This window comes from Gemmatimonadaceae bacterium (assembly GCA_040882285.1).
Classification (GTDB): domain Bacteria; phylum Gemmatimonadota; class Gemmatimonadetes; order Gemmatimonadales; family Gemmatimonadaceae; genus JACDCY01.
The window spans coordinates 1-18367 of record JBBEBQ010000024.1 but is presented as its reverse complement, the minus strand read 5'-3'; the positions used below and the strand labels follow the sequence as shown (position 1 = coordinate 18367).

General features: G+C 66.2%; 17 protein-coding genes. 8 read left to right on the top strand and 9 right to left on the bottom strand.

From position 1 onward, the window contains the following. Positions 1-37: 37 nt before the first annotated feature. Positions 38-1303, top strand: a complete 1266-nt coding sequence (tyrS, locus tag WEA80_11740) for a tyrosine--tRNA ligase (protein MEX1187253.1) — start codon at positions 38-40, stop codon at positions 1301-1303. On the opposite strand, the gene WEA80_11735 is transcribed toward tyrS, so the two are convergent. The 8 genes from WEA80_11735 to WEA80_11700 are packed head-to-tail and all read right to left on the bottom strand — an operon-like array spanning position 1287 to position 10526. Then, positions 1287-1784: a GNAT family N-acetyltransferase gene (locus tag WEA80_11735; protein MEX1187252.1), complete on the bottom strand. Its 498-nt coding sequence runs from the start codon at positions 1782-1784 to the stop codon at positions 1287-1289. The two genes, tyrS and WEA80_11735, sit on opposite strands and share 17 nt — an antisense overlap. Then, on the bottom strand, positions 1781-2956 hold the full coding sequence (locus WEA80_11730; protein MEX1187251.1) for a PQQ-dependent sugar dehydrogenase: 1176 nt from the start codon (positions 2954-2956) through the stop codon (positions 1781-1783). The genes WEA80_11735 and WEA80_11730 overlap by 4 nt, the downstream gene beginning before the upstream one ends. Then, on the bottom strand, positions 2953-3894 hold the full coding sequence (locus WEA80_11725) for an ABC transporter permease (GenBank protein ID MEX1187250.1): 942 nt from the start codon (positions 3892-3894) through the stop codon (positions 2953-2955). The genes WEA80_11730 and WEA80_11725 overlap by 4 nt, the downstream gene beginning before the upstream one ends. Positions 3895-3898: 4 nt before the next feature. After that, entirely contained in the window at positions 3899-4828 is a 930-nt protein-coding gene (locus tag WEA80_11720) for a lysophospholipid acyltransferase family protein (protein MEX1187249.1), read from the bottom strand. Continuing rightward, entirely contained in the window at positions 4825-5988 is a 1164-nt protein-coding gene (locus WEA80_11715; GenBank protein ID MEX1187248.1) for a glycosyltransferase family 4 protein, read from the bottom strand. Before WEA80_11715 ends, WEA80_11720 begins: the two co-directional genes overlap by 4 nt. Positions 5989-6007: 19 nt before the next feature. Continuing rightward, on the bottom strand, positions 6008-7123 hold the full coding sequence (locus WEA80_11710; protein MEX1187247.1) for a glycosyltransferase: 1116 nt from the start codon (positions 7121-7123) through the stop codon (positions 6008-6010). Then, positions 7123-8952, bottom strand: coding sequence for an ABC transporter ATP-binding protein (locus WEA80_11705; protein ID MEX1187246.1), 1830 nt, complete (start codon positions 8950-8952; stop codon positions 7123-7125). Before WEA80_11705 ends, WEA80_11710 begins: the two co-directional genes overlap by 1 nt. Before the next feature lie 5 nt (positions 8953-8957). Continuing rightward, on the bottom strand, positions 8958-10526 hold the full coding sequence (locus tag WEA80_11700) for a response regulator (GenBank protein ID MEX1187245.1): 1569 nt from the start codon (positions 10524-10526) through the stop codon (positions 8958-8960). 229 nt (positions 10527-10755) lie between these two features. On the opposite strand from WEA80_11700, the gene WEA80_11695 reads away from it, so the two are divergent. From WEA80_11695 to queA, 7 genes are all read left to right on the top strand, one after another. Beyond that, on the top strand, positions 10756-11151 hold the full coding sequence (locus tag WEA80_11695) for a hypothetical protein (GenBank protein MEX1187244.1): 396 nt from the start codon (positions 10756-10758) through the stop codon (positions 11149-11151). Between the two features lie 104 nt (positions 11152-11255). Continuing rightward, positions 11256-11999 carry a YebC/PmpR family DNA-binding transcriptional regulator gene (locus WEA80_11690; GenBank protein MEX1187243.1) on the top strand — a complete coding sequence of 248 codons (744 nt, stop codon included), beginning with the start codon at positions 11256-11258 and terminating at the stop codon, positions 11997-11999. A 10-nt stretch (positions 12000-12009) separates the two neighbouring features. Then, positions 12010-12561: a crossover junction endodeoxyribonuclease RuvC gene (gene ruvC, locus WEA80_11685; protein MEX1187242.1), complete on the top strand. Its 552-nt coding sequence runs from the start codon at positions 12010-12012 to the stop codon at positions 12559-12561. Beyond that, positions 12558-13154, top strand: a complete 597-nt coding sequence (gene ruvA / locus WEA80_11680) for a Holliday junction branch migration protein RuvA (protein MEX1187241.1) — start codon at positions 12558-12560, stop codon at positions 13152-13154. The genes ruvC and ruvA overlap by 4 nt, the downstream gene beginning before the upstream one ends. 8 nt (positions 13155-13162) lie before the next feature. After that, positions 13163-14323: an aminotransferase class I/II-fold pyridoxal phosphate-dependent enzyme gene (locus tag WEA80_11675; GenBank protein ID MEX1187240.1), complete on the top strand. Its 1161-nt coding sequence runs from the start codon at positions 13163-13165 to the stop codon at positions 14321-14323. Then, positions 14323-15363, top strand: coding sequence for a Holliday junction branch migration DNA helicase RuvB (gene ruvB, locus WEA80_11670; GenBank protein ID MEX1187239.1), 1041 nt, complete (start codon positions 14323-14325; stop codon positions 15361-15363). Before WEA80_11675 ends, ruvB begins: the two co-directional genes overlap by 1 nt. A gap of 7 nt (positions 15364-15370) precedes the next feature. After that, positions 15371-16408, top strand: a complete 1038-nt coding sequence (gene queA, locus WEA80_11665) for a tRNA preQ1(34) S-adenosylmethionine ribosyltransferase-isomerase QueA (GenBank protein MEX1187238.1) — start codon at positions 15371-15373, stop codon at positions 16406-16408. Between the two features lie 30 nt (positions 16409-16438). Here queA and WEA80_11660 read toward each other — a convergent pair whose 3' ends face one another. Further along, positions 16439-17650, bottom strand: coding sequence for a PQQ-binding-like beta-propeller repeat protein (locus WEA80_11660; GenBank protein ID MEX1187237.1), 1212 nt, complete (start codon positions 17648-17650; stop codon positions 16439-16441). Between the last annotated feature and the right edge of the window lie 717 nt (positions 17651-18367).

Genomic DNA, 18367 nt, shown 5'->3' with positions numbered 1-18367 from the left:
AATGTACCAACTGCCGCGGAGAACGTACCTTTGTCGCATGACCAGAGGCACGGGATTGATCGACGAGCTGTCGTGGCGGGGACTGCTGTACCAGCAGACGGAAGGCGCCGGCGGCGCGCTGGCCGCGGGCAGCGTCTCGGGCTATGCCGGATTCGATCCGACCGCGCCCAGCCTGCACGTCGGCAGCCTCGTACCCATCATGGGACTGGTGCACCTCCAGCGGGCGGGACACGTCCCGGTGGCGCTGGTCGGCGGCGGCACGGCTTTGATCGGAGATCCCAGCGGCAAGGCCAGCGAGCGGCTGCTGCTCGACGCGGAAACGGTGCGCGCGAACGGCGCGTCGATCCTGACGCAGCTCGAGCACTTCCTCGATTTCTCCGGTCCCTACGCCGCGGTTTCCGCCGACAACTCGGAGTGGCTGCGCGAGCTCGACCTGCTCGACTTCCTGCGGGAGACGGGCAAGCACTTCACGGTCAACTACATGCTCGCCAAGGAATCGGTGAAGGCCCGGATCGAGACCGGCATCTCGTTTACCGAGTTCGCGTACATGCTGCTCCAGGCCCACGATTTTCTCGAGTTGTACCGCCGGCGCGGAGTTACGCTCCAGCTCGGGGGGAGCGACCAGTGGGGGAACATCACGGCGGGGATCGAGCTGATCAGGCGCGCGGAGGGCGCGGAGGCGCACGGGATCACGCTGCCGCTCGTCGCGACCGCGGGCGGAACGAAGTTCGGCAAGACCGAGGCGGGCACGGTGTGGCTCGACGCGTCGCGGACGAGCCCGTACCAGTTCTACCAGTTCTGGATCAACACCGAGGACCGCGACGCGGCCTCGTACCTGCGGATGTTCACGCTCCTGCCGCGCGCGGAGATCGAGGCGCTGGAATCACAGATGCAGGCGCACCCCGAGAAGCGCGAAGCGCAGCGCGCGCTGGGCGCCGACGTCACGACGCGCGTGCATGGCGTGGACGCCGCGCGGATCGCCGAAGAGGTTTCCTCCGTGCTGTTCGGCACGCGGGACGCTACCGAGCTCTCGCTGCCGGTAATCGAGGCCCTGTCGCGGGAAATCCCGTTCTCGGAGATCGCGCCAAGCGACGCGGGATCTGTCGCGGACCTCGTCGTGCGCTCGGGATTGGCTCCTTCGAAAGGCGCGGCGCGAAGGCTGCTCGATCAGGGCGGCGTGTACGTCAACGGCGCGCGAGCGTCGGCCGATCTCGATGTGTCCTCGGTGACTGTTCTGCCCGGCAATCACCTCCTGCTGCGAAAGGGGGGCAGGCAGTACGCTCTGCTCAGACTCCGCTCGTAGTCCCGGCCGCCATCTGTTGCAAGCCGTCACCGGTTAGCCGGTAAGTCAGCCACCCGCTGAGCGGCTCCGCCCCAATCGCGTCATAGACCCGGATCGCGGACTCGTTCCAGCGGAGCACCGACCACTCCATCCTGCCGTATCCGCGCTCGACCGCGATCGAAGCTAGCCTTGAGAGCAACAGCTTCCCGATCCCCCGCCCGCGCAGATGCTCCCGCACGTACAAATCCTCGAGGTGCATCCCGCGCCGGCTCAGGTGCGTCGAGTAATTCTCGAAGAACAGCGCGAATCCGGCGGGCTCGTCGCCGATGAAAGCGAGCACCACTTCCGCCGCCGGATTCGGGCCGAACAGGTTCTCGCCGACCGACGCGTCGTCCGCCACGCACGTGTGCGCGAGCTTCTCGTACTCGGCCAGCTCGTGAATGAGCTGCGTGATGAGCGGGACGTCATCGCGCGTCGCGGGACGGAGACCCACCGCGCTCATGGAGCCCGAACGAGCTTCCCTACGGTTCCGCCGTGCGAGATCACGTACAGCTCGCCATGCCGGTCCTCACCGAACGACGTAATCGTTCCGCCCACACCCGCGTTCCATTCCCGAACGTCGGTCGCGGCGCCGCTCACCAGTCGGAAGCTGCGCAAGCCTCCTTTGCAGTAATCCGAGAAGAAGTAGAGGCCCCTTATTTCCGGAATAGCGGTGCCGCGATATACGAATCCACCAGTGACGGCGCAGTTGCCCCCACCGGTGTCATACTCGTGCACGGGCAGCGTGAGGTTCGATTGGTCGCAGGTCGGGAGCGGAACGCTCGGCATCGTCGGATTGAAGCAGGACGTCCCCTCCATGATCCTCCAGCCGTAATTCAGCCCGCCCTCTAGCCGCGGCACGGCATTGATCTCCTCCCGCCTGTTCTGGCCCACGTCTCCGATGTACAGCATGTCCCCTGCGCGGTCGAAGGAAAAACGCCAGGGATTTCGCAGTCCATACGCCCAGATCTCGGCCCGGGCGCCCGGCGTGTTTCTAAACGGGTTCAACGACGGGATCGCGTAGGGGTCCTGGCTCACATCCAGTCGCAGAATTTTCCCGAGCAAAATATTGAGACTCTGCGCGTTGTTCGGCGGATCGCCGCCCGAGCCGCCGTCACCGGTTCCCATGTAAAGAAAGCCGTCTGGCCCGAATGCCAGTTGCCCACCATTGTGATTGCCGAAAGTGGGATGGGGGATGATGATGATCGTCCTGGCGGACGATGGATTCGCCGTGTTCGACGACGCTGGCATGGCGGTATAGCGGTCGATCTGTATATCACCGTTCTTGTTCGTGAAGTACACGAAGAAAAGGCCGTTGGTCGCGTACATCGGATGAAAAGCGATGCTGAGCAGGCCTTCCTCCCCTCCGTACTGGACGCGTTCGCGGATGTCGAGAAAGGGCGCGTCCAGAACCGTTCCGTTCTGGATGATGCGAATCTGCCCCGGCTGCTCGACGACGAACAAGCGGTCGTCGTTCGGCGGCGATGCGAGATGCACTGGTGAGCTCAGCCCGCTCGCAACCGACTGCAGCGCCAGCTCGACGTTCGGGGTGATGATGCCGGGATCGCCCGGCCCCCCATTGGAGCAACTGATGGCGAGCAGAGCCGCTACGAGCTTCATAACGATGTTCCTCATGGCATGGTCCCCGGTTGAGGCGCGGCGGACACCGCCAGCTCGGCCTCGTTCGGCATGTCGGTTTCCTCGGGCATCTCCGTGCCCTTCGGCATCCTGCCCTCGACGTACCGCGGGTCGAGCGCGTCGCGCAAGGCGTCTCCCAGCAAATTGAATCCCAGCACCGAAGCGCCGATCGCGACACCCGGAAACACCGAGGTCCACGGCGCGTTGCGCAGCTGATCGAGATCGCGGCCGTCGGCGATCATCGAGCCCCAGCTGGGCGTCGGCGGCTGGATGCCGAGCCCGAGGAAGGACAGCGCCGCCTCCGCCATGATCGCGCCCGCCACGCCGAGCGTGGCCGCGATCACCACCGGCGCGATGACGTTCGGCAGCACGTGCTTCACGATGATCGTTCTGTCTTTCGCGCCGAGCGCGCGGATCGCCTGAATGTACTCGAGCTGCCTGACAACGAGCACCTGGCCGCGCACGAGCCGCGCCATTCCCGCCCACCCCACGACACCGATCGTCGCGAACACCACGACCATCGACGGCTGCAGCGCCGCGACCATCGCGATCAGGAGCAGCAGCGTCGGGAAAGCGAGCGTCACGTCCGCGAGCCGCATCACCAGCTCGTCGATCCAGCCGCCGTAATAACCGGCGACGAGACCGAGCAGCACTCCGAGAAACAGCGCGATGCCCTGGGAGATCACGCCGACCGCGATGGACACGCGCGCGCCGTACACCAGCCGCGCCCACACATCGCGACCCTGGATGTCGGTTCCCATCCAGTGCTCGGCAGACGGGCTCTCGAGCATGCGGGCGAGATCGATTCCGACCGGATCGTGCAGCGCGAGCAGCGGCGCGAAGATCGCGGCGCCGATGATCATGATGACGACCACCAGCCCGATCTGCGCGCGCCGATCGCGCATGAGCCGTCTTCGCTGTTTGGGATCTAGCATCGCGTCATCCCGGCTCCGCCGCCGGGTCGCGCAGCTCCGGCGGCGTGTCCGGCGGCTGCCTGCGCCACCTGCGATGCTGCCAGAAGTACTGCTCCGGCGCGCGCCGCACCCAATTCTCCAGCACCTGGGTGAAGCGCAGCACCACCGCGTCCACGTCGCGCTCGCGATCTCCGGTATTCACCACCGCGACTTCCTCGAAGCCGACGAGATAGCTGCCGTCGGGCTTGCGCAGCGCGGCCACGAAAACGACGGGCGCCCCGAACCGCAGCGCGAACACGGCCGCGCCGCGCGGCGTCTTCGCCGGCCGGCCGAAGAACGGCACGAACGTCGAGGCCAGGCCCCGCACGCCCTGGTCCGCGACGAAGCCGACGGCCCGCCCCTCTCTCAGCGCGCGCGGCGTGTGCCGCACGGCCTGCGCGTCGTACACGACGTTCACTCCCAGCTGCTCCCGCGTCTGATTCAGATACCTGTCGAAGAACGGGTTCCCCATCTTGCGAACGATCACGTCGAGCGGCACGCCCCGCGCCGCGATGTACGCCGCGGCCAGCTCCCAGTTTCCCAGGTGGCCGGCCACGATGACGATCCCCCGGCCCGCGGCGTGCGCCCGCTCGACGATGTCCCAGTTCTCGACTTCGCTGACCAGTCGCAAGACACCTGCCTGACCGAGTCCCGGGAGCAGCGCGGTCTCGATGGAGGACCGCCCGAGGTGCTCGTAGGAGCGCTTGGCCATCTCCGCCACCTGTTCCCTCGACAGCTCCGGAAACGCTGCAGCGATCTGTCGCTCGACCACGCGCCTGCGCACGCCGAGCGGCCGGTACCCCATCGCCCCGACTCCGGCCCCGATCCGGCCCGCCCGGTCCCAGGGGACCGCGCCGAGTGCCCGCACCAGGCCGCGCAGCGCCCCGTACTCGGCGCGGTGTTGCAGTGATTTCATCTCCGCGTAACGTCGCGCGCGAACGCCCGGGTGTCACTCGCCACGCGATCCCAGTTGTAGTGCGTGTCGACGGCTGCGCGACCTGCCGCGCCCATTTCCGTGCGCAGCTTCTCGTCCCGGAGCAGCAGCTCCAGCGCACCCGCGATCGCGCCCACGTCCACAGGCGACACCAGGAGTCCGGTCTCACCGTCCCGCACGGCGGATCGGACACCGCCCGAATCGCCCGCGACGGAGGCCAGTCCGCAGGCCGCGGCCTCGATGAACGAGATGCCGAACCCCTCGACGTCGATCTCCCGCTCGATGCGTGAGGCGCCGAGGTAAACCGTCGCCGCCGAGTACGCGTCCGGCAGCTCCGAGTCATCCAGCACGCCCGCGAAGACGACGCGGTCCCCTACGCCGAGAGATTGCGCCAGCGCGCGCAACCTTTGCTCGTCCGGCCCCTCGCCCACCAGCACGTAGCGAAGCTCCGGAAACTCGGGCCTGAGCCTGGCGAGCGCGCGGATCCCCATGTCCTGGCCTTTGTGCGGCACGAGTCGCGCGACCGTGATGATCAACGGCGCGGATCCCACGTTCCACCGCGCGCGCAGCACGCCGCTGTCGGCGCGTGGATAAAGCCATGCGGGATCGGTACCGAGATCGAACGCTCTGATCGGCGGCGGCGAGCGCACACCGACCGCGCGCATTACCTCGGCCGAGAGATCGGCCACCCAGCGCGAAGTCGCCACGATGCCGGCGGCCGACGAGAATATCCGGCGCGCGCCGAGCCGGCGCACGAGCCTCTTCGCCTTTCGCCTCTCCCGCAGCAGGTCGCCGCCGTTGACGTACACGAGATAAGGGATGCGTGCGCGCCGCGCCGCCCACCACGCGGCGTAGCCGGATGCGCGAATGTTGCCCGCGTGGATGATGTCGAAATCGCCCGCCATGCCGGCGAGGTCGCGCGCCCAGCGAATTCGATTCCCCGTACGATTGGCCTGCGCGAAGCCAAATCGCTGTCGGTGGATGGGGTACGGCTCGCCGCCGTCGAACGCGCCTTCATCCGAAGCCGCGACGGTCGAGACGGTCACGGCATCCGGAGACAGGCGCCTGCATATCTCGACGTGGCGCCTGGCCATACCGCCGAGATCGGGTCCGTAGTCCTGCGTGACGAAGAGGTGCCTCACGGACAAACCGCGCTGTCGGTCACTGCTGCGGCGCGTGTCCCCGCTTGCCGTCGCGCGCCAGAGAGGCGGCGCGATCGAATCCTTCCAGCATGGGGCGCTCGCCGAAGTCGCGCGCGACTCGCGCCCGCGCCGCTTCGCCCATGGCGTCGATCCGCTCCGGGCTCGCGAGCAGACCCGCGACCATCCCGGCGGCGAGCGCGGCATCTCCCCACGGAACCACGAGGCCGCTGATGCCGTCGGCGACGTACCGCCGCGCGATCGCGTCCTCCGCGGTCACGACTGGCACTCCGAGCGCCATCATGTCGAGCATCGCGAACGCGGCTTCGTCCCCCTCGCACGCGACCCAGCCGAGATCCGCCGCCGCGATCAGCGACGCGACGTCGTCGCGTTCGCCCAGCAGGCTGACGCGCGGGAGCAGGTCCACGGCCGCGATGTGCATGCGCACGTCCTCGTAGTCGGAGCCGGGCCCGACCACGAACAGGTGCACGGCCGGATGGCGCGGTGCGAGCATGGCCAGCGTGCGTATCGCCATCGCCGCGCGCCCGCGGGCGTGCAGATCGTAGATGCAGAGGAAGTGCGATCCCTTGTCGCTCTCCGGCGTCGCCGCTTCCGCCTGCGCGAGCTCCTCGCCCTCGAGATCCACGGGATACCGCGCGGGATCCACGCCCAGCTCGGCGACAACCGTCTTGGCGTCGCGCGGCAGTACGGCGGCGCGGGCGTCCGCTTCGTGGGTGAAGAGGTACACCGTGCGTCTCAGGCGCGCGGCGATCCGCGCGCCGGTTCCCATGAACAGCCGCGTGCCCGCCGGAGTCCGCCGCACGATGCCCCCGCGCCGCGCGAGCCAGCACGCCACGCCGGCGATGAGGTGCTCGCGATCCGTGTGCACGAACACCACGTCCGGGTTCTTCTGCCGCACGATCTTTCGCAAAGCCAGCGCCGCGTTCAGCCAGCCTCCGCTCGCGTCCAGCTCGGCTATGTCGGACCCCGCGCCCGGGACGTGCTCCCGCACGTGCGCCTGCTGATCCACCACGAAGGTCACAGGATCGCCGGCTTCGGCGAAAGCCCGGGCGGCGACGGAGAATGCCCTGGCCGATCCCGACCACTCCACGTCGGTGTAGAGGAAGAGAGCGCGCATCAGATCCCCGCTCCGACGCCGGCACCCACTACGTCGGCCTCGCGGAACTGCAAAGAGTACAGCCGGTTGTACACGCCTTTCTTCGCCATGAGCTCAGTGTGGGTTCCCCGCTCGACCACTACGCCGCGATCCATGACGAGGATGATATCCGCGTGCACGATCGTGGATAATCTGTGCGCGATCACGAACACCGTCCGCCCCGCGAGCAGCCGCTCGATCGCCTCCTGCACGAGCCGCTCCGATTCCGTGTCGAGCGCGGAAGTGGCCTCGTCGAGTATCAGGATCGGCGGGTCGTGCAGCAGCGCCCGGGCGATGGCGATGCGCTGCCTCTGGCCGCCCGAGAGCCGCGTCCCCCGCTCGCCGAGGATAGTGCCGTAGCCCTCGGGCAGCTCGGTGATGAAGTCGTGCGCGTTCGCCGCTTTCGCCGCCTCCTCGATCCGGCCGGCCGGGAACTGCTCCGGCGCGCCGTAAGCGATATTGCTTCGCACGGTGTCGTTGAACAGAACGGTGTCCTGTCCGACGATACCCATCAGGCTGCGCAGCGCGTCCAGCCGGATCTCCCGCGTGTCCACGCCGTCGATCGTGATCCGCCCCCGATCGGGCTGATAGAATCGCGGGATTAGATCGACGAGTGTGGTTTTGCCCGCGCCGCTCGGCCCCACCAGCGCGACCACCGAGCCTTTCGGAGCGGTGAAGCTCACGTTCTGCAGCACGGGCTCCCCATCGTAGGCGAACGAGACTCTGTCGAACGCCACTTCCTGCTCGAACGTCGCGGTCGCGACCCTGCCCTTGTCGAGCTGCGTCTCCGCCGGCGCGTCGAGCACGTCGAACAGCCGCTCGGCGGACGCGAGCGACGACTGCGCGAGGGTCGGGACCTGCGACAGCTGCTTGAGCGGGCTCAGCAAGCGTAGTACGAACATGAGAAAGGCGATCAGGTCGGCGCCGGACATCGTCCGGTGCAGGAGAACTTCCTGGGCGCCGATCCATAGCAGGAACAGCGCCATGATCGTTCCGACTACCTCCGTGAGAGGCGGCGCCAGATACGCCAGCCGCGTCAGCTTGATGGTGCTGTTGGCGTAACTCCCACTCGCCTCGAGGAACCGCCGCTCCTCATACCGCTCCGCCCCGAAGGATTTCACCAGTCGAATGCCGCCAACCGTTTCCTGCACGACGCTGGTCATCTCGCCGTGGACGGCGCCCCGGCGGCGCGCCCCCTTCCGAAGCTTGCGCAGCATCGGCTGCATCGCGCCGATCAGGACCGGCACCACGAACAGCGAGATCAACGTCAGCTTCCACGAGATTCCCACGAGAAACGCCAGGTAGCTGATCACCAGCGCGACACTCCGCAGCGAGTGCGTCATCAGGTGGGTCAGCACCACGCGGGTCTCCGCGGTGTCGTTGATTATGCGCGAGAGAATCTGACCGCTCTTCATCCGCGTGAAGTAGCCGAGAGGGAGCTTCACCAGATGCCGGTAAACCGCGTTGCGGAGATCGCGGGTGACGTACTCCTGCAGCGTGGCACCGAGAGAGGAGCTGAGCCAGACGAGCAGGTTCTTGAGCAGCATCGTCGCGACGACGATGAGAATGACACCTCGCAGCGATCCCATCTTGTCGGCGGGATCGAGCAGCGCGCCGACCGTGGCGTTGAGGAGGTCGCTCACCCAACCTGCCTTGAGTGAGATGGCCGGCTGATCGAACAGGATGTTGAGGAAAGGAATCAGCAGCGCGAGCGTGAAGGCGTCGAGCACCGCCGCGGCGATGTTGCACAGCATCGTGGCACCCATCCGCCACGCATGCGGTCGCAGATATGGCAGCAGGCGGCGGTACACTCGCGTCAGGCTCGCGGAGTCAGCAGCGCCAGCGGCAGAATGACTTCCTCCGGCGTCACTCCGCCGTGCAGGAACGATCCGCGGTACCTGCTCTGATACTCCCGCAGCTTCGTGGGATACACGAAGAAGCAGTCGCCGGTGGCCAGGAGCGTGTTCGCGCCGCGCCCTTTCTTCGGCAGCTTGATCGCTTCCTCCTTCGGAAAGAGCAGTGCCTGCTCGGGGCGTTCGGCGCGGAGATCCTCGCCGAACTTGTAGCGAAGGTTGAGCGTCGCGTCGCGCTTGGCGAAGACCGTCGCCGGCGTGTTGCAGTGAATCGACCCGTGATCGGTCGTGAGCAGCACTGTTACCTTCCGGCGCGACGCTTCCTTGAGGAGACTGAGCAGCGCGGAGCGCTGGAACCACTGCTTCGTGATCTGTCTGAGCGCGATCTCGTCGCGCGCGACCTCGTACAGGATCTGTGATTCGCTGCGGCCGTGGGTGAGCAGGTCCACGAAGTTGAAGACGAACGCGCTGATGCCGGCCTGCGCGATGGCCGTGCCCATGTGGCGCTCGAGATCGTCGGAGTTCGCCGCCGTCGAGATCTTGCTGTAGCGCACTCCGCCCCCGCCACCCAGCTCGGCGAGCTGCTTCTCGAGCAGCTCGCGCTCGTGCGCGTTGAGCGACTCGTCCTCGCGGTCGGGGGTGCCCCACCAGTCCGGATACCGGCTCGCGATCTCGCCGGGAAAGAGCCCGCTGAAAAGCGAGTTGCGCGAGTACGGTGTCGCGGTGGGAAGGACCGCGTAGTAGTGCGTGGTCTCGACGTCGAAGAACGGCGCGAGCAGCGGCTCGAGCACGCGCCACTGGTCGAGGCGGAGGCAGTCCACCACGATGAAGACCGCCGCTTTCTCGCGCTGCAGGATCGGAACGAGGAATTCCGAGACGATGTCCACCGACAGCGGCGGCCTGTTGCCGCCGAGGTCGGCGAGCCACGCGGGATACGCATCCTTCATGTAGGCCGCGAACTCGCGGTGCATGTTCGGATAGAGGCCGCGGAGCGAGTCGTGCAGCCCCATCTCGCCGGAGGCGGCGAGGTCCACGTCCCAGCGCGTGAACTCGTCGAACCGTTCGATCCAGCCGCGCCAGTCGAGGTCGCGCTCGCGCTGGGCCTCGAGGTCGCGAAATCGCTCGACGAAGGAACGGCTGACCGCCTGCTGCCTGATCTTCGGCCCGTCCAGGATGCGCGTGATGACCGAGAGGACCTGCCGCGGGTTTATCGGCTTGATCAGGTAGTCGAGGATGTTGACGCCGATCGCCTCGCGGAGCGTGGAGTCCTCCTCGCTCTTGGTGACCATGACGACCGGGAGATTCGGAGCCAGCTCCCGGACTTCGCGATAGGCCTCGAGCCCGCGCTTGCCCGGCATCTGCTCGTCGAGGAGCAGGATGTCGAAGGGCCGGCGGCGGAGAAGCTCGACGGCGTCGTCCGCGTTGCTGGCCCACTCGACGTCATAGCCTTTCGAGCGCAGGAAGATGCGATGCGATTCGAGCAGCTCGCTCTCGTCGTCGACCCACAATACCGATTTGGCGGGATGCGACATCGTGAGAGTGAATGTAAGCCCCGAATGCGGGCTTGGGTGGGAGAGAAAGCGGCTCCTGGCGTGAGCAGGCGGGATCCAAGTGGGGAGTGTGGCAGTTGGGAGTGGGCAGTATGCAGGGGCCGGCACCCGCCGTACTTCCAATTGCCCACTCCCAACTGCCACACTCCCTACTTGGATTCCCTGTCCAACGGCAAGTGCTATCCACGCGGAGCGGACCTAGATTCCACGAATGGCTATCCACGCCCCGCCCTACGCCCTCGGGCAGAACCCTTTCCCATTTCCGGGGCTGGCCGCGCATGCAGGCAAAGCCGCGCTCGGCGGGGACCGGGAGGTGGCTCTGGCCTGCTTCGTGATCGCACGGCTCGCGGGCTCGCTGCTGCCGCCCTATGCGCTCCCAACCGAGCTCCGAGAGAAGCGCGCAGCCGCGTGTCGCTCGTGGCTGGCCTCCCAGGCCATCCCGCCGGCGGTCCGGGGCGACCTCATGGCCGCCGCCGAGTCCACGGCTTCCGCGGAGCGCTCAGCGATCTCTGCCGCTATCCGCTCGCTGCGTGGCCACGCGGCAAAACATCTCGATGGCGTCTCCGCACAGGAGCTGGATTCGCTCGCCGCTCAACTAGGCGGCTGATCGCGGTCTCAATCGTATATTGAAAGCGCCGCGGGACGGCATGAACGGCAGGGCCTTTCGCTAACAGCCAAGAGCCAACAGCCAACAGCGCTCTTAGAGGTTTTATGGCTGGTCACAGCAAGTGGAAACAGATCAAGCGGTACAAGGCGGTCACCGACAACCGCCGCGCCGCGCATTTCACCAAGCTGATCCGCGAGATCACGGTGGCCGCGAAGATGGGCGGCGGCGACCCCGCCGGTAATCCGCGCCTTCGCACCGCGATCGACACCGCGAAAGCCGCCTCCATGCCGAAGGACAACATCGAGCGCGCGATCAAGAAGGGCACGGGCGAGCTCGAGGGCGTCGAGTATTCCGAGGTCACGTACGAGGGCTACGCGCCGGGAGGCGTGGCGCTCATGATATCCGCGCTCACGGACAACCCCACGCGCACGGTGGCCGACGTCCGGCTCAAGCTCTCGCGCGGCGGCGGCAACCTCGGGGCGACTAACTCGGTCGCGTGGATGTTCGACCGGAAGGGACAGATCTACCTGCCGGCGGAAAGCCTGGACGAAGACAACACGCTCGAATCGGCGCTGGAAGCGGGCGCGTCGGATTTTGCGCGCGAGGGCGATCAGTTCGTGGTCAGCACCGAGCCCGCCGACCTGCACGTGGTGAAGTCAGCGCTGGAAGCGAGCAACCTTCCGATCGCCGAGGCCGAGATCGCGTGGATCCCGAAGAACACCGTGAAAGTCGAGGGCGAGGTCGCCGAGAGCGTGCTGAAGCTCGTGGAGGAGCTCGAGGATCTCGACGACGTGCAGAAAGTGGACGCCAACTTCGACATCGACGTCGAGGAGATGGCCAAATCCTGAAGCGCTACGCGTGATAGTCCTCGGGATCGATCCCGGAACGGCGGTCACCGGGTACGGCGTCGTGCGCCGGGACCAGGGCTCACCGTCGCTCATGGAGTGCGGGATCATCAGGACGCGCCCGAAGGATCCCCTGCCCGACCGGCTGTGCGCAATCCACGACGGAATCGCCGAGCTCATCGCGCGGCACAAGCCGGATTCGCTGGCGATCGAAGACGTCTTTTACGCGCGCAACGTGCGCACCACGATCGTGCTCGGCCACGCCCGCGGCGTCGTGCTGCTGTGCGGCGCCAAGGCCGGACTCGAGATCTCCGAGTACACCCCCGCCGAGATCAAGAAGGCGGTGTGCGGCACCGGCGGCGCGACCAAGGAGCAGGTGCAGTTCATGGTGGGCAGCCTGCTGCGCCTGAAGTCTCCGCCGCGCCCCGCCGACGCCGCCGATGGTGTAGCCGCCGCGCTCGCGCACGCGCTCAGCGCCGTCACCGGCCGCAAGCTCGCCGCCGCGGCGATCATCCAGCGCGAGACGGACACGCTCGGCGCGCTGGCCGCCGCGCTCGGCAGATGATCTCGCGCGTCGCCGGCAAGGTTGCGTCCCGCTCGATCGACCGTGTGGAGATCATGACCGGCGGTGGCGTCGCGTACGAAGCGCAGATCCCGTTCAGCGTCGTGGAGATCCTCCCGAAAGTCGGCGAAGAGATCTCGCTGCCGACGCACGTCGTCGTGAAAGACGACAGCTGGCAATTGTTCGCGTTCAGCTCCGAGATGGAGCGGCGCTTGTTCCGGAAGCTCCTGACCGCGAACGGAGTCGGCCCCGCTCTCGCGCTGGGAATGTTGTCCGCTCTGTCCGCGCGCCGGTTGATCCGCGCGCTGCAGGAGAAGGACATCGCAACGCTGCAGGGTGTTCCCCGCGTCGGCCGCAAGACCGCCGAGCGGATGGTGCTGGATCTTGGCGACAAGCTCGACGACGTGATCGAGGGCGAGGAGCTCACGGGCGAGCCGGTTCGCGGAGCCGGCAGCGAGGACGCGATGCGCGCGCTGATCTCCCTCGGCTACTCGCAAGGTGACGCCGAGCGGGCCGTGCGCGCCGCGCTCGGCGGCGGCGGCAAGAGCGTCCCCGAGGTGATCCGGGGCGCGCTCGCGGAGCTGGGAAAAAGGTAGAATTGAGCATGATGCATACGGCCGCCCGGACCGCGACGTTCGGCGAATCGATGATCCGCGAGATGACGCGGGTCGCCAATCGCACCGGCGCGGTTAACCTCGCGCAGGGGTTTCCGGATTTCCCGATGCCCGAGCCGATGAAGGACGCGGCGTGCGCGGCGATCCACGGCGACATCAACCAGTACGCGATCACCTGGGGCTCGCCCGCGCTGCGGCTGGCGATCGCGGAGAAGTACCGCCGGTGGTACGGGATGGAGGTGGATCCCGAGACCGACGTCACCGTGTGCTGCGGCGGGACCGAGGCGATGGCATCGACTTTTCTTGCGCTCGTCGATCCGGGCGACGAGGTCGTAGTCATCGAGCCGTACTACGAGAACTACGGGCCGGACGCGATTCTATCCGCCGCCAAGCCGGTGTACGTCCCGCTCGAGCCGCCCAACTGGACGCTCGACGGCGACCGGCTGCGCAAGGCGTTTTCGCACAAGACCCGCGCCATCGTCGTCAACACGCCGCAAAATCCCAGCGGTCGCGTGTTCACCCGCGAGGAGCTGTCGCTGATCGCGGAGCTGTGCATCGAGCACGACGCGATCGCGATCACCGACGAGATCTACGAGCACATTCTCTACGCGGGCAGCCACCACGTGCTCGCGACTTTCCCCGGAATGAAGGATCGCACGGTGACGATCTCCGGGCTCTCGAAGACTTTCAGCTGTACCGGGTGGCGGCTCGGCTACGCAATCGCGCCGCAGCTCGCGTCCACCGCGATCAGAAAGGTTCATGATTTTCTGACCGTGGGCGCGCCCGCGCCGCTCCAGGCCGCCGGAGCCGTGGGGATGGCGTTCGATTCGGACTACTACAACCGCATGGCGCTCGACTATCGCGCGCGCCGTGATCTCATCATGCCCGCGCTGCACGAGGCCGGCTTCAAGTGCACGGCGCCCGAGGGTGCGTACTACGTGCTCGCGGATTTCTCGGACTTGAGCGATCTCGCCGACATCCCGTTCGCGATGTGGCTCGCGGAGGAGATCGGCGTCGCGACCGTCCCGGGCTCGACGTTCTACCACGACGCCGGGACCGCCAAGACTTACACGCGCTTCGCCTTCTGCAAGAAGCTGGAGACGCTGGAGCGCGCGGCCGAGCGGCTGTCAAAGCTGGCGGCGCGCGTCTGATGAGCCGCACCGAGATCACCACGCCGGAGGCGCTCACCGAGGAGTCGGTGGTCGAGCTGTCGCTCCGGCCGCAGGCGCTGAACGAGTTCATCGGACAGGACCGCGTGAAGGAGAGCCTCCGCATCTATATAGAAGCGGCTCTCGCCCGGCGCGAAGCGCTGGATCACACGCTCTTCATCGGCCCGCCGGGACTGGGCAAGACGACGCTCGCCGAGCTGATCGGCCGCGAGCTGGGGGTGAACGTGCGGCAAACGTCGGGGCCTGCGCTGGAGAAGCCGGGAGATCTCGTCGGCACGCTGACCAACCTGCGCGAGCGCGACATCCTGTTCATCGACGAGATCCACCGGCTGCGCCCGATCATCGAGGAGTTCCTCTATCCCGCGATGGAGGATTACCGGATCGACATCCGCCTGTCCGAGGGACCGAAGGCGCAGACGATCACGATGCCGGTGGAGAAGTTCACGCTCATCGGCGCGACGACGCGGCTCGGCCTGCTCACACCGCCGCTGCGCGCGCGGTTCGGGATCGAGCAGCGGCTCAATTATTACCCGACCGCGGACCTCGAGCAGATCGTTCGCCGCACCGCCGACGTGTTGGGCGTGCAGGTCGATCCCGAGGGTGCCTTGGAGATCGCGACCCGCGCGCGCGGGACCCCGCGCGTCGCGAACCGGCTGCTGCGCCGCATCCGTGACTTCGCGCAGGTGCGCGCGGACGGCCGCATCACGCGCGCGGTGGCGCACGAGGCGTTGCAGCTGCTCGAAGTGGACCAGTTCGGCCTGGACGAGATGGACACGCGGCTGCTGCGCGCGGTGATCGAGAAGTTCGACGGCGGCCCGGTAGGAATCGGCTCGATCGCGGCCGCGGTAGGCGAGGACGCCGACACGATCGAAGAGGTGTACGAGCCGTTCCTGGTGCAGAACGGCTTCCTGCACCGCACCCCGCGCGGCCGCGTCGCCACCGCGCAGGCGTACCGCCACTTCGGATTCACGCCGCCCGCGGGCACCGGCGGCGGGAGCCAGCCAAGTCTCTTCCAGCGCTGAGCGCGGGATGCCGGCCGGCAGCCGGACGGCGGACTACGACTTCGATCTCCCGCCCGAGCTCATAGCGCAGACGCCCGCCGAGCGGCGCGACGAGAGCAGGATGCTGGTTCTGGACCGCGCCGCGGGAACGATCGCGCATCGCAAATTCACCGACCTGCCGGAGTATCTGTCGGCTGGCGACGCGCTCGTGCTCAACAGCAGCAAGGTCATCCGCGCGCGACTGCTCGGCACTCGCGACAGCGGTGCGCCAGCCGAAGTAATGCTGATCAAGCCGCTCGGCGACGGGCGGTACGAGGCGATGGTGCACCCCGGCGGGAAGCTGAGACCGGGACGAAGAGTTACCGTCTCGCCGGAGCTGCAAGTCCAGATCCAGGAGATGACCGACCGCCGGACCCGGATCGTGCAGCTGCACACCGAGCTTCCGTTCGCCGAAGCGATCGAGCGGTTCGGCCACATTCCGTTGCCGCCGTACATCCGCCGCGCCGACGAGAGCGCCGACGCGAGGCGGTATCAAACCGTGTATGCGCGGGAGCCCGGGTCGGTTGCCGCGCCGACCGCCGGGCTTCATTTCACCGAGCAGGTGCTCGAGAACATCCGGAAGCGCGGTGTCAGTATCGCGAAGGTTGTGTTGCACGTCGGCGCGGGGACGTTCAAGCCTGTCGAAGTCGAGGACCCAGCCGAGCACATGATGCACGAGGAATGGTTCAAGATACCCGCAGCGACCGCCGACATCCTGAACGCGACCCGTGCTCGTGGCGCTAGGATCATCGCAGTTGGTACGACGTCCGTGCGAACGCTCGAAGCCGGCATCCGGTCCGACGGCAGGTTCGAGGCGGCAACAGGCGAGACGACGATCTTCATGCGGCCCGGCTTCCAGTTCAAGGCGGTGGACGGGATGCTGACCAACTTCCACCTTCCGCGGTCAACGCTGCTGATGCTCGTGGCAGCGTTCACAGGATACGATCTGATCATGAAGGCTTACGAAAACGCGATCGCTGAGCGGTACCGCTTCTACTCGTACGGTGACGCTATGCTTATCGTATGAGGTCGAGCCGCAGTTGTAGGTTGCAGGCGTTCAGTTTGCCCGTAGTGCGTAAAAACCGTTCTCCAACTCCGGCACGTACAGCCGGTCGCCATCGACGACGGGTGTGACCCATGAGTCTCCGCGAGGTGTGAGTTGAAGTTGCCAGCGGGTTGTCCCATCGGCCACTCTCAAGGAGACAAGGGGACCTCCCCCGGTTACGTAAAGTGCCTGATTGTCCACCGCGGGCGGGTAGAGCGAACCCATGTTGCTGAACGATCTCTTCCAAACCTCGACGCCAGTCGCTGCATCGAGACCGACTACAATTACGTGGTTCGACGTCGCGATAACTCTGTCGCCGGAAACCGCCAGATACCTCGTATCGTTATAAGGCGGAACCGGGTGTACGCGAGGTGCGATCCAGCGCACTTCGCCGTTTCCCCGATCAATTCCGTAAATCCGTCCATCGTCCGAAGCAGCAATAACCAAAGATCCGGCAAACACAGCGCCACCCAGCGAGCCGGAGCCTTGGCCCGACAATTCCGGCGCGAAGCTACGAAACCACAGCATCTCTCCAGTCGCAGCCCGAAACGCAGCGAGTCCACCGGTGGCTACAGGGCTACCGAACGTCTTGACCCCGACGAAAACAACACCTTCGCTATAGGTCGGTGAAAAGGCTGCAGTGATCGCAGTATCTCCCGGCACTTCGGCTTGCCAGCGCATCACCCCGGTCGCTGCATCGATTGCGAATACTAGTCCTTCCGGTGAACCCGCATAAATCCTTGTCCCGTCTGTGGCGCTGGAATAAAATCCGGGCTGCGCGTACGGTGGAGCAAAGGTCCAGCGTGAATTCCCTGTACGTCGATCGAAGGCATATAGATCGACATCCCCCATGACGACAGCATCACCGGCGACGACTATATTATTCCCTTCCGTCCGTTGCGACGTTGCGCCAGTACGCCTCCGCCACTGCACCTGCCCGGTTGTCTTGTCAACTGCAATTACTTCGTGAAGGGCAGACCCAAAAAAAACATTGTCGGAGTCAAACGCAGGCTGCACGCTTGCGCTCGTCCCGTCGACTTTCCAGATGACTCTGGGATGGACGTCAGGGTCTATCGGCCCGTTGTCACAGCCGACGAAGGAAGCGAGCAAGACGACGGGCACCAACAGCGCAACACCGAGCCGTAAGGGGGGCGCCCTACGCGACCAAGCAATTCTTAGAGCCGCCAGGATATCAGGCTCATCCCGCCAGGCGACCATGCTCATGACATGAAGTTTGAACGGAGACTCAATACGCACATAGCTCTGCGGAGGACGACTCGTAAACGGTAATCTCATGCGCTCCGCTCGCCCCTCCCGCATCGATTACCGAAACTCTGACCGTGAATGACGATCCGCCTGCCCCGACTGGCTTCGAACCGGTGTAATCGTACTGGCTTCCTACCGGCACGCCGTTGTTCGTCCACTGATAGCTGAACGGCCCGCTCCCTCCACCCACAACGGCGTACCAAGTACAAGTCCCTCCGAGCTGAATCTGCGTCGGCCCGTCGACTGAAACCGACAGGACACCCGCGGGCGGGGGCGCGGCTCGGACCGGTACGTTAAAGTCTTGCTCAAGTGTAAGCCGGAGCTGGTTATACACCTCCGCGTTCGATGTCTCCTGCGTGTGAGTGATGCCAGGCACGAACCGTGTGTTCGTCCCGTTCGGATACGTCTGCGACGATTCCCTCACGATCCCGTCGCTCTCCTCCCAAAGCCAACCGCCATTTGGACCAATCCCTATTAGGGCTCCGATCGTCTCGAGCCAATAGACATCCAGGGCGGCCAGGTCTCCGGCGATGACCAGCCAGCGCACGGCGTTGCGACGCATATCGCTGAGTATGGGGTCTAACTCATACGGGCTGATTCCGAACTGATAGTGCTCATATTGAGCTGCGCCGGGTTTAGTGGACAGTGAGTTAAGCTACTGCCGCCAGCTCGAAA

Coding starts and splice junctions, on each gene's coding strand:
- tyrS (MEX1187253.1), top strand. CDS start 38: ATGACCAGAGGCACGGGATTGATCGACGAGCTGTCGTGGCGGGGACTG.
- WEA80_11735 (MEX1187252.1), bottom strand. CDS start 1,784: ATGAGCGCGGTGGGTCTCCGTCCCGCGACGCGCGATGACGTCCCGCTC.
- WEA80_11730 (MEX1187251.1), bottom strand. CDS start 2,956: ATGAGGAACATCGTTATGAAGCTCGTAGCGGCTCTGCTCGCCATCAGT.
- WEA80_11725 (MEX1187250.1), bottom strand. CDS start 3,894: ATGCTAGATCCCAAACAGCGAAGACGGCTCATGCGCGATCGGCGCGCG.
- WEA80_11720 (MEX1187249.1), bottom strand. CDS start 4,828: ATGAAATCACTGCAACACCGCGCCGAGTACGGGGCGCTGCGCGGCCTG.
- WEA80_11710 (MEX1187247.1), bottom strand. CDS start 7,123: ATGCGCGCTCTCTTCCTCTACACCGACGTGGAGTGGTCGGGATCGGCC.
- WEA80_11700 (MEX1187245.1), bottom strand. CDS start 10,526: ATGTCGCATCCCGCCAAATCGGTATTGTGGGTCGACGACGAGAGCGAG.
- WEA80_11695 (MEX1187244.1), top strand. CDS start 10,756: ATGGCTATCCACGCCCCGCCCTACGCCCTCGGGCAGAACCCTTTCCCA.
- WEA80_11690 (MEX1187243.1), top strand. CDS start 11,256: ATGGCTGGTCACAGCAAGTGGAAACAGATCAAGCGGTACAAGGCGGTC.
- ruvA (MEX1187241.1), top strand. CDS start 12,558: ATGATCTCGCGCGTCGCCGGCAAGGTTGCGTCCCGCTCGATCGACCGT.
- WEA80_11675 (MEX1187240.1), top strand. CDS start 13,163: ATGATGCATACGGCCGCCCGGACCGCGACGTTCGGCGAATCGATGATC.
- ruvB (MEX1187239.1), top strand. CDS start 14,323: ATGAGCCGCACCGAGATCACCACGCCGGAGGCGCTCACCGAGGAGTCG.
- queA (MEX1187238.1), top strand. CDS start 15,371: ATGCCGGCCGGCAGCCGGACGGCGGACTACGACTTCGATCTCCCGCCC.
- WEA80_11660 (MEX1187237.1), bottom strand. CDS start 17,650: ATGAGCATGGTCGCCTGGCGGGATGAGCCTGATATCCTGGCGGCTCTA.